At 47.0% G+C, this 14,034-nt stretch carries 10 protein-coding genes; all 10 read right to left on the bottom strand.

Annotated elements, in window-relative coordinates; all coding sequences use genetic code 11:
- Positions 1–25 precede the first annotated feature (25 nt).
- The 10 genes from truB to AAH944_RS04900 all read right to left on the bottom strand — a co-directional run bounded on the left by truB (position 26) and on the right by AAH944_RS04900 (position 13,936).
- On the bottom strand, positions 26–910 hold the full coding sequence (gene truB / locus AAH944_RS04945) for a tRNA pseudouridine(55) synthase TruB (RefSeq protein WP_415537004.1): 885 nt from the start codon (positions 908–910) through the stop codon (positions 26–28).
- Positions 894–1,889, bottom strand: a complete 996-nt coding sequence (locus AAH944_RS04940; protein ID WP_415537002.1) for a DHH family phosphoesterase — start codon at positions 1,887–1,889, stop codon at positions 894–896. The genes truB and AAH944_RS04940 overlap by 17 nt, the downstream gene beginning before the upstream one ends.
- Positions 1,870–2,244, bottom strand: coding sequence for a 30S ribosome-binding factor RbfA (gene rbfA, locus AAH944_RS04935; RefSeq protein WP_015044118.1), 375 nt, complete (start codon positions 2,242–2,244; stop codon positions 1,870–1,872). The genes AAH944_RS04940 and rbfA overlap by 20 nt, the downstream gene beginning before the upstream one ends.
- A 22-nt stretch (positions 2,245–2,266) precedes the next feature.
- Positions 2,267–5,131 (bottom strand): translation initiation factor IF-2, encoded by a 2,865-nt coding sequence (infB, locus tag AAH944_RS04930; protein ID WP_415537780.1) that lies wholly within the window; start codon positions 5,129–5,131, stop codon positions 2,267–2,269.
- Positions 5,132–5,266: 135 nt separating this feature from the next.
- Positions 5,267–5,584 (bottom strand): L7Ae/L30e/S12e/Gadd45 family ribosomal protein, encoded by a 318-nt coding sequence (locus AAH944_RS04925; protein ID WP_015044122.1) that lies wholly within the window; start codon positions 5,582–5,584, stop codon positions 5,267–5,269.
- Positions 5,581–5,847, bottom strand: coding sequence for an RNase P modulator RnpM (rnpM, locus tag AAH944_RS04920; RefSeq protein ID WP_015044123.1), 267 nt, complete (start codon positions 5,845–5,847; stop codon positions 5,581–5,583). The genes AAH944_RS04925 and rnpM overlap by 4 nt, the downstream gene beginning before the upstream one ends.
- A gap of 38 nt (positions 5,848–5,885) precedes the next feature.
- A complete protein-coding gene (gene nusA, locus AAH944_RS04915) occupies positions 5,886–7,358 on the bottom strand; it encodes a transcription termination factor NusA (RefSeq protein ID WP_415536999.1) in 1,473 nt (490 codons plus the stop codon).
- A 27-nt stretch (positions 7,359–7,385) separates the two neighbouring features.
- Positions 7,386–7,844 carry a ribosome maturation factor RimP gene (gene rimP / locus AAH944_RS04910; RefSeq protein WP_415536997.1) on the bottom strand — a complete coding sequence of 153 codons (459 nt, stop codon included), beginning with the start codon at positions 7,842–7,844 and terminating at the stop codon, positions 7,386–7,388.
- A gap of 158 nt (positions 7,845–8,002) precedes the next feature.
- On the bottom strand, positions 8,003–11,716 hold the full coding sequence (locus AAH944_RS04905) for a PolC-type DNA polymerase III (RefSeq protein ID WP_415536995.1): 3,714 nt from the start codon (positions 11,714–11,716) through the stop codon (positions 8,003–8,005).
- 495 nt (positions 11,717–12,211) lie between these two features.
- On the bottom strand, positions 12,212–13,936 hold the full coding sequence (locus AAH944_RS04900; RefSeq protein ID WP_415536993.1) for a proline--tRNA ligase: 1,725 nt from the start codon (positions 13,934–13,936) through the stop codon (positions 12,212–12,214).
- Positions 13,937–14,034 lie beyond the last annotated feature (98 nt).

Below are 14,034 nucleotides of genomic sequence, written 5' to 3'. Positions count from 1 at the left end.
CCCCCTAGTACCTCTTTAACCTTTGCTAACCCATCACCTTATTGGGGCATAAACATCCGTTTTCCCAATTCCCTATGCCAATAAAACGTCCCTCACAAAATACCTGAACAGGAAGCTGTTCCCCGTACACTTCAGCATCAACAAGATCCCCTCCGGTAGAAAGCCCGTTTCGGAAAGCGGCAAGCCGATAGGCCGGTATACTTGCCTTTGGCAGTGTGAGTCCCCATTCCGGAGCCAGGAGCATGTGTTCATCGCCGTCGGCAAGCGCCTGGTCAATCTCTTCCAGTGTGTAGGTGGAATCCAGCGTAAACTTGCCTGCGCTTAATCTGAGCAAAAAGGACATATGTGCACCGCAGCCCAGGGCAGCGCCAATATCGTGACATAAAGTGCGTATATACGTTCCTTTGGAGCATTCCACATCAAATAGAACTCTTGGAAACGTCTCTTCATGCCATTCCACCAGATCCAGCCGCTTGATCTCAACCTGTCTTTTTTCTCTTGCAACATCGATCCCCTGGCGGGCATATTCGTACAGATGCCTGCCATTCTTTCTGACAGCGGAATACATGGGCGGTTCCTGTTCAATGACACCAAGAAAATTCTCCAGTTTATTTGCAAATTGCGCTCGTGATACTATAGGAACAATCCTCGATAGTTCCTGTCCGAAAGCATCCTGCGTATCTGTCGTGATTCCGAGTGTAATCTCAGCTCTATAACTTTTCCCCTGGTCACTGTGGTATTCTGCCAGCCGCGTTGCCTTGCCAAGGCAAATCGGAAGCACCCCGGCAGCTCCGGGATCCAGCGTCCCAATATGGCCTGCCTTGCCGGCTTTTGTTTTTCGAAGCAGCCACCTAACAACGTCTGTGGAGGTCATTCCAACAGGTTTTAAAACATTAATGATCCCGTCCAACGTTCAGGGCCTCCTCAAGTGCGGATACAATCATTTGCCTGGCTTGACCCATTGTTCCATTAATAGAACAGCCTGATGCCCGCCGGTGTCCGCCTCCGCCGAACCGGCTCGCAACTTGATTTACATCAAGCCAGGTATTGGACCGGAAACTGACTTTGATTTCATCTGGGGCAATTTCTTTTAACAGCGCAGCAGCTTCCACCTTTTCGATATTGCGTGCATAGTTCACCAAGCCTTCACTCAAGCTCTCATCTGCACCTGTTTCTTCAAAGTCTTCTCTGGTCAGAACAATGACAGCCATCGTTCCCTGCTGATGAAGTTCCAGGTTCGTCAGCGCTTTTTGCAGCAGTTTGGTCTGAGCCAGGCTTTTCTGTTCAAACAGTATATTGTTGATCTGAACAAGATCAAGGCCTGTTTTGAGTAATTCCGCAGCAATCCTGAAGCTTTCGACTGTGGTATTGCTGTAGCTGAACCTGCCTGTATCCGTGATAATCGCAGTATAGAGATTCTCTGCAATTTCCTTGGTCATGGAAACTCCCATTTCACCCAGCAGGTGAAAAATCATTTCACCTGTGGCGGCTGCACCGGCGTCAATCCAATTAACCGTACCAAAACCGTTATTGGAAATATGATGATCAATGTTAATCACCGTTTTCCCCTGAAGGAACTCCGGGCAAAGACCGCTGTACGCCCTTTCCGCTTCAGCGCAGTCAATAAAAATAAGGGTTTCTGGAAACTCTTCTGGAGGCAGAACAGAACATATCTTGTCCACACCCGGAAGAAACTTCAAATTTACCGGCAGAAACCCAGGATTATAATAACATATTTTTTTGTTCAGACTTTCTAAGGCAATCCCCAAAGCAAGCATTGAACCAATGCAGTCCCCATCCGGGGATATATGCGTAAGCAGTGCAGCCTCGGAGATTGTATCCAATTTTTTAGCCAGTTCTGAGATCACCTTATTCGTCGTCTTGTCCATCGCTGGATTCACCTTTCGCGCCAACCTCACGAAGCAGCTTGGAAATATGGGCGCCATGTTCAATAGACTGATCATACTTGAAAGTGATCTCGGGAAAATAGCGCAGGCTGATGATTTTACCCAGTTCGCTGCGCAGATATCCGGATGCTTTATTTAAAACATCCAAACTGCTTTTCATTTCTTCTTCTGTTCCCAATACGCTGACGAATATTTTGGCATGCCGCAAATCGTCAGCTACCTCCACATCCGTGACGGTCACGAATCCAAGCCGCGGATCTTTGATATCCTCCCGGATCATCTGTGCCACTTCTGCTTTGATCGATTCTGCCAGGCGAAAAGCCCTGTGTTTAGCCATTCAGAAAACCTCCAATGCTGGTCTAGAGCTCTCTTTTAACTTCCTCCATCGTAAAGGCTTCCAAGATATCTCCTTCTTTAAGATCATTGAAGTTCTTTAAGCCAATCCCGCATTCGTATCCTTCCGCAACTTCCTTGGCATCATCCTTGAAACGTCTCAGAGATTCCAGGTCTCCCTCGTGAACGACAATTCCATCTCTGATTACCCTGATCTTATCCGACCGATGAATCTTGCCGTCGGTTATATAGCTTCCAGCAACAGTTCCAGCCTTTGGCACCTTGAAAATCTGACGGACTTCCGCTTTACCCTGTATGACTTCCTTGAAGGTAGGTTCGAGCAGGCCCTCCATCGCTGCCTTAATGTCATCAATCGCATCATAGATGACTCTGTACATCCTGATGTCCACACCCTGGAGTTCTGCTGTCGATTTTGTGTTGGAATCATGTCTGACATTAAAGCCAATAATGATCGCATTGGAAGCAGCAGCGAGCATCACGTCAGATTCACTGATCGCACCGACTCCGCCGTGAATGATGTTTACACGTACTTCCGAGGTCGTCAGCTTGGCCAGAGACTGCTTAATAGCTTCGACAGAGCCCTGAACGTCAGCTTTAATAATGATATTCAAATCTTTGACTTCGCCTTCTTTGATCTTATCGAAAAGATCATCAAGGCTAATCCTGGATTTTTGTTTAACTTCTTCCGCTTTTTTCTCATCCATTCTGGCTTCGGTAACGCTGCGGGCGAGTTTCTCATCGTTAACAACGTTGAAGATTTCTCCCGCCGGCGGAACTTCAGACAATCCCTGAACCTCCACAGGCATGGAAGGTCCCGCTTTTTTTACTCTGCGGCCTTTGTCGTCAACCATCCCCCTGATCCTACCAAAAGAATGCCCGGCAACAATAATGTCACCGATATTCAGCGTACCTTTGGATACCAGGACAGTTGCTACAGGCCCCTTGCCTTTATCGAGCTTCGCTTCAATAACGGTTCCGGTTGCCTTCCGGTTCGGATTAGCTTTCAGATCTTTCATCTCTGCAACAAGCAGGACCATTTCCAGCAGAGTGTCAATGTTGAGTCTAGCTTTGGCTGAGACCGGTACCGTGATCGTATCCCCGCCCCATTCTTCAACAACTAAGCCGTACTCAGTCAATTCCTGTTTGACACGGTCCGGATTGGCATTTTCTTTATCAATTTTATTGATAGCAACAATGATGGGTACATTGGCCGCTTTGGCATGGTTGATCGCTTCCACGGTCTGGGGCATGACACCATCATCCGCAGCAACAACCAGTATGGCAATATCTGTGACCTGGGCCCCTCTCGCTCTCATGGCTGTAAAAGCCTCGTGACCAGGAGTATCCAGGAAAGTAATTTTTTGATTTTTAATTTCTACCTGATAAGCACCGATATGCTGCGTAATCCCGCCAGCTTCGGATGCGGTGACATTGGCGGAACGAATCGCATCGAGCAAAGATGTTTTTCCGTGGTCGACGTGGCCCATGACCGTGACAACCGGAGGACGGAATTTGAGCGTGGACGCATCATCTTCTACTTCCTCAATGACTGCCATGGATTTTTCGGCTCTAACCTCAAGCGTCATGCCCATTTCAGTAGCGACAATCGTTGCTGTATCAGCATCAATTTCCTGATTGATGGTCGCCATAACACCAAGCTTCATTAATTCCTTGATGACTTCTCCGGCTTTGCGGCTCATTCTGAGCGCCAGTTCCTGAACTGACAAGGACTCAGGAATAATAATATGCTTGGGAACCACTTCTTTAACCATCTTATTGAGTTGGTTCCGGTTTGGTTGACTCCGGTCATTTTTTCTTAAGATGGAAGAAAAATCTTTTTCATCATTGCGCCGTTTATCAAATAAAAACTCTTTATTCTCGTGGGCTTTCTTTTTCTCCGGTGGCTGGCGTTTTACCGGCTGCTCGGCGACAGTAAGCTCAACGGATTTTCCTTCGATCTTGATCCTCTGAGTTTGAGGGGCTTTTTTATCTGCTCCCGGACGCTGTCCCTGGGAAGGTCTTCTTCCGGTGTCGGAGAACGGACGTCCGCCGCCCTGCGGTCTCCGGTCATCACCTGCAGGACGCTGTGATGGACGAAAATCGCCCTGCGGTCTCGGCGCATACGGCCGGTCTCCGCTCATCGGCGGTCTTGGTCCCGGTGGTCTTTGACCCTGTGGTCTGAATTCACCCGGCGGTCTTTGACCCTGCGGTCTGAATTCACCCGGTGGTCTTTGACCCTGCGGTCTGAATTCACCTGGCGGTCTTTGGCCCTGCGGTCTGAATTCACCTGGCGGTCTTTGACCCTGCGGTCTGAATTCACCTGGTGGTCTTTGACCCGGCGGTCTGAATTCACCCGGCGGTCTTTGGCCCTGCGGTCTCATCTCACCTGGCGGTCTTTGACCCTGCGGTCTCATCTCACCTGGTGGTCTTTGACCCGGCGGTCTCATCTCGCCTGGCGGTCTTTGACCCTGCGGTCTCATCTCACCTGGCGGTCTTTGACCCTGCGGTGTGTTGTCAGGTGGCGGTGTGAGTGGCGGCCTGCAGTGTGCTCGTGGGTTACTTTGACCCTGCGGTCTCATCTCACCTGGCGGTCTTTGACCTTGCGGTCTCATCTCGCCTGGCGGTCTTTGACCCTGACTTCTTTTGTGACCTTCTGCATCTCTGAAGCTTTCCGGGGGAATATCTTCTTCGGTCCTTTTTCTGGCAGGGACTTTTTCCTCAGCCCCGGCAGCCTTAACCGGCTTGCTTGCTTCTTTTTGCTGTGATTCGCCTATCTTGGTCAGCGCTTTTTTAACTTTTTCAACTTCCTCCGTGGATACCGCACTTAAGTGGTTTTTCACTGGTATCCCAATATCATTAAACTTTTCCATTAAAGCCTTGCTGGATATATTCAATTCTTTAGCCAGTTCGTGAACTCGAATATTGGTCACATTGTCACCCCCCAAAAACGAAAATAGAAATATAACCTTTCAACTCCTTATCTCTTACTGGGGACATAAAAACTTTTAAACCCGCTCATTTTCAGGTGTGTCCCCCAACCTGATGATTGCTTTGGCGAAACCGTCATCCATAATCAGTATAAGTGCTCTTGGTGATAATCCGACAGCCGTCCCGAGTTCTTGTTTCGTGCTGCAGATCATAACTGGAATATGAAGATCATCGGCCCATTGCGTGTACTTGGTGATAGAGCCCGGTGAATCTTCTGCAATAATCAATAACGAGCCCTTTTGTTTTTTTAAGAACGCTTCAACCTGTGATTCTCCGGAAGAAATTTTCCCGGCTCTCCTTGCCATTCCAAGCAATGATAATATTTTTGGTGTCAAGAAGAATTCATCTGCCTTTCAATTTCGGCCAGCATCTCTTTGGTCGGTTTGATGCCAAAAGTTTTTTCAAAACGGTTTTGTTTCAGAGCTTTTATCAGACAATCTGGACACTGGCAAAGGTAAGCTCCACGCCCATTTTTCTTGGAAGAAGGATCAAATTCCAATACTCCCTCAGGTGTTTTTACGATTCTCAATAATTCTTTTTTTGGTTTCATTTCCTGGCAGCCAAGACACATGCGCAGAGGGATTTTTCGTACCTTCATTTTCTCACCTTTCAGGAATTACTTTTGGTCACTGAAGCCTATTTTTTCTTGCTTGAAGACTTGGCCTTTTTCTTGGGTTTCTCTGCTTCCTGCTGTTCATCTGCTTGGGAAGCTTCATCAGCAGGTGATTCTAATTCTGAATAAGAAACATCAGCATCACTGTCTTCATTTCGGGCATTTTCATCGCCGTCATATTCTGCAGATTCATCGTATTCATCGTAGTATTGGCTGTCCTCGTCCTCCTGATAACTCCCGTCATCATATTCATCGTATCCTTCTTCTGTGTAGTCCTGATAGCCTTCATCATATTCCTGATATTCTTCTTCAGATTCTTCATACTCGCCTTCTACATAATCGCCGTAGGGTTCGTCTTCATAATCTGTATATTCTCCTTCTTCATAGGGTTCATACGCCTGTTCATAGTATTCACTCTCATACTCTTCATCCTGATAGCCGTCTTCCGGGATCAAATTCTGAGCGAGCGCCTGCGTTTCGTTCTTAATATCGATTTTCCAGCCGGTCAGCTTTGCGGCCAGTCTGGCGTTCTGTCCTTCTTTCCCGATAGCGAGTGATAATTGATAGTCCGGCACGACCACCAACGTCACCTTGTCTTCATACCGCGGATAAACGCCCAGGACTCTGGCCGGGGAAAGCGCATTGGAGACAAAATCAATCGGATCAGCCGACCAGTTGATGATGTCCATTTTTTCGCCTTTCAGTTCATTCACGATATTCTGTACCCTGCTGCCCTTCGGTCCAACACACGCTCCGACCGGATCAACGTTTTTGTCTTTCGAGTAAACTGCAATTTTGGAGCGTGCACCTGCTTCCCTTGCAACTGCTTTGATTTCTACAATTCCATCGTGAATCTCCGGAACTTCCAGCTCAAACAATCGTTTGATCAGTCCTGGATGGGTGCGGGAAAGCAAAATTTGGGGGCCTTTGGTCGTTTTCTTCACTTCAACAACATAGGCCTTGATTCTTTCAAAAGGCTGGTAGTTTACTCCGGGATTCTGCTCTGAGGCAGGCAGTACGGCCTCCACCTTGCCAAGATCCACAATGACGTTACGCTGTTCATAGCGTTGGACAATACCGGTGACAATATCTCCCTCGCGATTAATATATTCATCGTATATCAATCCGCGTTCAGCCTCGCGTATTCTTTGGACAACAACCTGCTTGGCAGTCTGCGCTGCGATGCGGCCAAAGTCACGCGGGGTGACTTCAAATTCAACAATATCTTCAGTTGAATAGTTCGGGTCAATTTTTTTAGCTTCTTCTAATGATATTTGGGTGCGTGGATCATCCGCAATTTCCACAACGTTTTTGCGGGCATATACTTTAATTTCTCCATTCAAGCGGTCTATATGGATCCTTACATTCTGTAAAGAGGAAAAGTTCTTTTTATATGCCGATATCAGAGCAGCTTCAATCGCTTCAAACAATATCTCTGTCGAAATACCTTTTTCTTTTTCTAATTCGTGAATTGCCTCAATGAACTCCATGTTCATCTGTCTGAATCCCTCCTTAAAATCATTTTAAAACTCAAAAGTAAGATGGGCCTTTTCAATTAGCGACAAAGGAATGGCAATCTCCCGCCCCTCATATTCTAGGATAACCTGGTCATCAGCCAATCCTTTTAAATTTCCGGTAAAGCGGTTGTATCCCTCAAACACTTCTGTCGTATTAATACTGACAAGCTTTCCTGTATATTTGATATAATCTTCTCTCTTTTTAAGCGGTCTCTCAATTCCGGGAGAAGAGACTTCCAGCATATAGGCCTGGGGGATCGGGTTTTCTTTATCCAGAACCTCATTAATTCGATGGCTTACCTCGGCACAGTCGTCAATCTCTACTCCGCCTTCCTTATCAATATATAATCGCAGATACCAGTAAGCACCTTCCTTAACATACTCGACATCGACGAATTCCAGTCCCAGCTCCATTACGAGTGGTTCTGCCAAACTTCTAACTTTGTTTAGAATAGAATTGCTCATCGTATACTCCTTTTAGAGTTAAGCATTTTTTATTTTTTCATCATACCAAATGAAAGAGTGGGTAATCCCCACTCTGAACCAAAAATCTGCTTAGAATAAAATTCCTGCTTTTACTATATCATATACTGTTTCCGTCTGCAATATTCCTAATGTCCAGTTTAAAACAAACTCAGCTGATTTTTGTCGGGCAGCCCTTCCAGACACCCGTGCTGCTGAAGCGTTTCAATGACGGTTTTGCTGATTTTTCCGTTGGATCGGGCCTGGATATCTTCGACAGATTTGATCGTTCCATGTTCCCTGAGTTTGACCAAACTCGCCGCAGCCGTTTCACCGACTCCCTGCAGGGATGACAGTGGCGGCAGGAGCCCATCAGGCGTTACCTGAAAACGTACCGCATCCGATTCCCACAGGTTAACCTTGCGCAGCTTAATCTTCCGGCAGTACATTTCCACCACAATCTCAAGGATCGTCTGCAGGTTCTTGTCCTTAGCCGTTGCATTGTTGCCTTTGGCGGCAATTTCTTTGATAGCCTCCCGGCACTTTTTCACACCGCTGCAGATCAGTTCCGCATCAAACTCATCTGCCCTGACGGTAAAAAATGTTGCATAAAACGCTTCAGGATAATTGATCTTAAACCAAGCGATCCTGAAAGCCATTGTCACATAAGCTACAGCATGGGCCTTCGGAAACATATAGCTGATCTTCTGACAAGAGTCAATATACCAATCCGGAACGTTTTGTTTTTTCATGGCCTCAATATCTTCATCTTTGAGTCCTTTGCCCTTACGGACCGACTCCATAATTTTAAAAGCATGGCTGGAATTAAGTCCCATCTGAATCAAATAGATCATAATATCGTCACGGCAGGCAATAATGTTGGAGATGTCAGCTGTACCGTTTAAGACAAGGTCCTGGGCATTGCCAACCCAGACATTCGTACCATGGGAAAGTCCGGATATTCTGACCAGATGGGAAAAGCTTGAAGGTTTGGTGTCTTCCAGCATCTGTCTTACAAATTTTGTACCAAATTCCGGGATGCCAAGTGTTCCGGTCGTGGACCCGATTTCCTCCGCAGTCACGTCAAGCGCATCCGTACTCGAAAAGAGTGAGAGGGTTTGCGTGTCATCAAGCCGGATTTTCTTCGCATCAAGCCCTGTCAAGTCCTCTAGCATTTTAATCGACGTCGGATCGTCATGACCGAGCAGGTCCAGTTTGGTTAAACGCCCGGAGATGGAATGGTAGTCGAAATGGGTCGTAATAATATCTGAAGAGGTGTCGTTGGCCGGTCTTTGCAGCGGGGTAAAATCAAAAACATCGCATTCTTTCGGGATGACCATTAATCCTCCCGGGTGCTGTCCTGTCGTTCTTTTTACCCCCGTACAACCGCTGACCAGCCGGTTCAGTTCTGTCTGGTTATATTTGACCTTTCTTTCCTCAAGGTAATTCTTCACAAAACCATAGGCAGTTTTTTCAGCAATCGTGGAAATCGTTCCGGCCCGGAAAACATTTTCCTTGCCAAATATCTCCTCGGTGTATTTCATAGCTCTGGGCTGATATTCTCCCGAGAAATTTAGATCGATATCAGGAACCTTGTCTCCCTTAAAGCCTAGGAAGGTTTCAAACGGAATGTCATGTCCGTCTTTGACCAGTTCCCTGCCGCACTGCGGACATATTTTATCCGGCAGATCCACACCTGCTCCGGCGATTCCGTCCGTCACAAACTCTGAATAAAGACACTCCGGGTTAGCACAACGATAGTGCGGCGGAAGCGGATTGACCTCCGTGATGCCGGTAAAAGTTGCGACGAGCGATGAACCGACGGAACCCCTTGATCCGACCAGATAACCATCCTCGTTCGATCTTTTTACGAGCAGATGCGCAATCAGATACAATACGGCAAAACCGTTGCCGATGATGGAATCCAGTTCCTTATTTAAGGTTTTCTGAACCATTTCCGGCAAAGGATTGCCGTACAGCTCATACGCTCTGGTCATCGTCATATCCCGGATTTTATCGGCAGCACCTTCAATCTTCGGTTCGAAAAAGTCGTCCGGAAACGGTTTGATTTCAGCGACCTGTTCGGCAATCATTCTCGGTGTTGCGACTACCGCCCGATAGGCATCCTCTTCATCAAGATAAGCAAATTCCTTGAGCATTTCATCCGTTGACCTGAAATACAGCGGAGCCTGCTCATCAGCATCGGCAAAGCCTTTCCCGGCCATCAAAATTCTTCGGTAAACTTCATCTTCCTTATCAAGAAAATGGACGTCACAGGTAGCCGCGACAGGAATACCAAGTTCCTTGCTAAGAGAGACAATGTGCCGGTTCATATCGATCAATTCTTGTTCGCTGGAAACCTCACCGTTTTTCAGCATAAACCGATTGTTCCCCAGCGGCTGGATTTCCAGATAATCGTAATACGAAGCAATTTTTTTGATTTCTGCCGCATCTTTCTTTTGCAAGATTGCCCGCATCAGTTCTCCTGATTCGCAGGCCGAACCAAGGATCAAACCTTCCCTGTGGGCATCAAGCAGCGAACGCGGAATACGGGGACGTCTGTAAAAATACTCCATATGGGAAGCGGTAACAAGTTTATACAGATTTTTTAAGCCGGTATAATCCTTGGCCAAAATAATGATATGGAAAGAACGGCTGCGGCTCAACTCGACCGGATTCGTTCCGGCATCCTCGACCAAATAGCCTTCCATGCCATAGATGATTTTGACACCGTACTTTTTTCCGGCTTCAGCCGCATCCGGAAAAGCCTGGACGACCCCGTGGTCTGTTACAGCAATCGCGGTATGTCCCCATTCACCGGCTCGCTTCACCATGTTTTGGATCGATGAAACACCATCCATTTCCGAATGCTTGGTGTGCAGATGCAGTTCAACCCGTTTCTCTTCCGCAAGATCCGGCTTGGACGTCTTCGAAACAGTCATCATATCCCTTGGCATCAACGTCAGCTCGGTCGTATACCGATCGAACTGCACAGACCCTTTCACTCTGAGCCAGTCACCTTTATTGATTTCCAGAGGTTTTTTTCCTTCGTCAAAGAACAGTTTGCAGCCTATTGAGTTTGTCTTGTCTGTCAAACCGAACGACAATAATTGACGTCCGCTTTTTAATAGTCTGATTTCTGTTTCACAGACCTCACCCTCCACAATGACCTGTTTCTCCTCGTCATGAATATCGGCTAACGGAGCCGGCGTACCCTTTATCTCTCTGCCAAGCAAAACAGCATTCTGCTCTTTCTTCTCTTTTTTCTCCTCAGGCTTTTTGGACAGGATTTCCTCTACATACTTTTGCTCTTCTTTTTCCGCGTCAAAATAGATTTCTTCTTCGGCGGCAGTCTCTTCAATTTCCCAGAAAATCCTTGCCTCCAGACCATATTTCTGCCGAAAGAAGCTTTCCAGACTATCCTGTTTCAGCTGACAATATTCCATTGCCATCATACTCGGAACGAAAAAGGTCAGTCTGTTTTTAACAACCTCATATTTTACGGAAGCATTCAGCCAGACCTTAAGGGAAGGCACCTTCTCGTGAATATCCTGGATGATTTGCAGCCAATGTTCTTGACAAAGCAGCTCTAGGGTAACATCGGGAGACATTTTTGTTTTTATCTCAATCGTGATTCCGTTATTTTCGTTCCCACTATTTAATCTTTTCTTTAAGGATTCAGTTAAAAGGCCCAGAATTTCTTCCTGGACCGGACAGGATAAAGAAAGATGGAGTATCCACTTTCTTTGTTCAGGAACAATCTCCACCCTCTCCAGCAGTATGTAATTTAGAAAAGTATCCAGCCTCATGCTGACATCACTTGGTAATTCCTGATAAAATGGTGTTGCTACCAGTTTGACCGCCGCAGTTGACACCAATGAATGCCTCCTCTGTATCCAAACGCAATTCACATCACTGCATATTACGATGTAACTTATTTGGGGTTGGTCTGTATGCCACAAATCCGCTTTCGGCCGTTGTGTCATCCATGACACAAAAGGCCGCGCTTCGCACTCCATGCTCCGCTTGACGCTGGAATTGTGGCACACAGACTGAATCTTTGGATAATAAGATTATAATGTTTGCTTAAATTAAGCATGTAACTTTGAGAAGTATAACGAGTACACTGTTCTGTTCTTTTCTTTTAATAAATTCTCAAGAATAATCTACATTCTGACATGCAGACTTGCTTGAATAACCCTAAGATTAGTTTGCGGGCCACAGTTCCGCGACAAGCGGAGCCTGGATGGCGAAGCGCGGCCTTTTGCGTCAAGGAAGACGCAACGGCCGAAAGCGGTATTGTGGCCCGCAAACTGGCCCAAAGTCATTATCCCACAGACTTGCCCTAATATTAAAATTCGTGTACTACTCTAGGCACGACAGGCTTCTTTGATGATTTCTGTTACAAGACTGCAAACGCGGTCCGCTTCAATCAGCTCAACTTGCCGGGTGCTTCTGTTGTACAGTTCAACTTTACCTTCGGCGAGTGCTTTAGCGCCGATTGTCAGTCTTAGAGGATATCCGACGAGATCCGCATCCTTGAATTTTACGCCGGGACGTTCGTCCCTATCATCGTATACTGTCTCGATTCCGAGGGCTTTTAATTCTTCATAAAGCCGTTCAGCAGTGGCAACGACATTTTCGTCCTTTAAGGAAACCGGGACAATAATACAATGATACGGGGCAATCGGCATTGGCCAGATAATTCCGTTCTCATCATAATTCTGCTCAATGGCGGCAGCCATTGTTCTGCTGACGCCTATCCCATAGCAACCCATATAGCAGACCTTTTCCTTACCTGTATCGTCGAGGTAGGTTGCCTGAAGGGCCTGACTGTATTTCGTACCAAGATTGAAGACTTGCCCGACTTCAATCCCACGGGCTTCCTGGAGCGATCGCTGGCATTTCGGGCAGGGTTCACCCGGCGTTACCATTCTGAGGTCTGCTATTACAGCAGGAATAAAATCCTTTCCGCAAGCAACACCGAGCAGGTGATAATCTTTTTTATTGGCTCCGCAGACTCCCTGTTTCATCTCAGCTACTTCAAGGTCTGCGGCAACATAGACATCCTTAAGTCCAACCGGCCCGATGAACCCGTGCTCGCAGTTGAAAACCTCCCGGACTTCCTCCGGGTCAGCCATTCTGAGGTTCAGGAACGGTCCGAGCATATTATTGACCTTGATTTCATTGACTTCCCGGTCTCCCCTAACCAGGACAAGTATAAAACGGTCGTCACCTTTATACAAAAGCGTTTTTATCAGAGAAGACTTGTTGATTTTTAAGAAATCGGCTAGCTGGTCAATCGTTTTGATATTGGGGGTATGAACCTCACCTGTCCGGCCTGCCAGAATATCCTGATCAGTGTCTGGATGCGGCAGACATTCAGCTTTCTCGACATTGGCAGCATAATCGCAATCTGGACAGAATACCACCGCAGCCTCTCCGGATTCGGCCAGCACCATAAATTCATGGGTTCCGCCTGTTCCGCCAATGGCACCGGCATCTGCCTCGACAGCACGGAAAGTCAGTCCACAGCGCGTAAAAATCCGTTCATAAGCCTCATACATCTTGCGGTAACTTTCCCGTAAACTTTCCTGATCCCTGTCAAAAGAATACAAGTCCTTCATGATAAATTCCCGGCCGCGCATCAGTCCGAAACGTGGTCTTCTTTCATCACGGTATTTGTTTTGAATCTGGTACAGAAGGAGCGGTAGCTGTTTGTAGGAACGGACTTCACTTCTGACCAGGTCGGTGATGACTTCTTCATGCGTGGGTCCGAGACAGAATTCCCGGTCATGCCTGTCTTTTAATCGGAACATCTCCGGACCATAGACATCCCAGCGTCCGGTTTCTTTCCACAGTTCAGCCGGCTGGACAATCGGCAGCATGACTTCCTGTCCGCCTTTGGCATCCATCTCTTCGCGCACGATTTGCTCGATCTTTTTAATGACTCTGAGTCCCAGAGGAAGATATGTATAAATCCCGGCTGCAGCTTTGCGGATAAATCCGGCTCTCAGCATGAGCTGGTGACTGATCACTTCGGCTTCTGCAGGCACTTCCCGCAAGGTCGGATTCAATAATTGGCTAACTTTCATTGTTTATTTCTTCCTTTCAACGAGTGCTTGCTCTTAAAAAGTTCTTGCTCTTCAATATTACCATTTTCACACAGGATTAAACAACCGGAAAACCTCAG

It is taken from the genome of Dehalobacter sp. CP (genome assembly GCF_047652685.1).
In the GTDB taxonomy this organism is placed as follows: Bacteria; Bacillota; Desulfitobacteriia; order Desulfitobacteriales; family Syntrophobotulaceae; genus Dehalobacter.
Note: the sequence above shows the minus strand (reverse complement) of the source record. Positions and strands in the feature narration are given on the sequence as shown.

Bases quoted from the DNA above. Each gene is read 5' to 3' on its own strand.
- AAH944_RS04900 (WP_415536993.1), bottom strand. From the start codon at position 13,936: ATGAAAGTTAGCCAATTATTGAATCCGACCTTGCGGGAAGTGCCTGCA.
- rnpM (WP_015044123.1), bottom strand. From the start codon at position 5,847: ATGAAGGTACGAAAAATCCCTCTGCGCATGTGTCTTGGCTGCCAGGAA.
- rimP (WP_415536997.1), bottom strand. From the start codon at position 7,844: ATGAGCAATTCTATTCTAAACAAAGTTAGAAGTTTGGCAGAACCACTC.
- infB (WP_415537780.1), bottom strand. From the start codon at position 5,131: ATGGAAAAGTTTAATGATATTGGGATACCAGTGAAAAACCACTTAAGT.
- rbfA (WP_015044118.1), bottom strand. From the start codon at position 2,244: ATGGCTAAACACAGGGCTTTTCGCCTGGCAGAATCGATCAAAGCAGAA.
- AAH944_RS04940 (WP_415537002.1), bottom strand. From the start codon at position 1,889: ATGGACAAGACGACGAATAAGGTGATCTCAGAACTGGCTAAAAAATTG.
- nusA (WP_415536999.1), bottom strand. From the start codon at position 7,358: ATGAACATGGAGTTCATTGAGGCAATTCACGAATTAGAAAAAGAAAAA.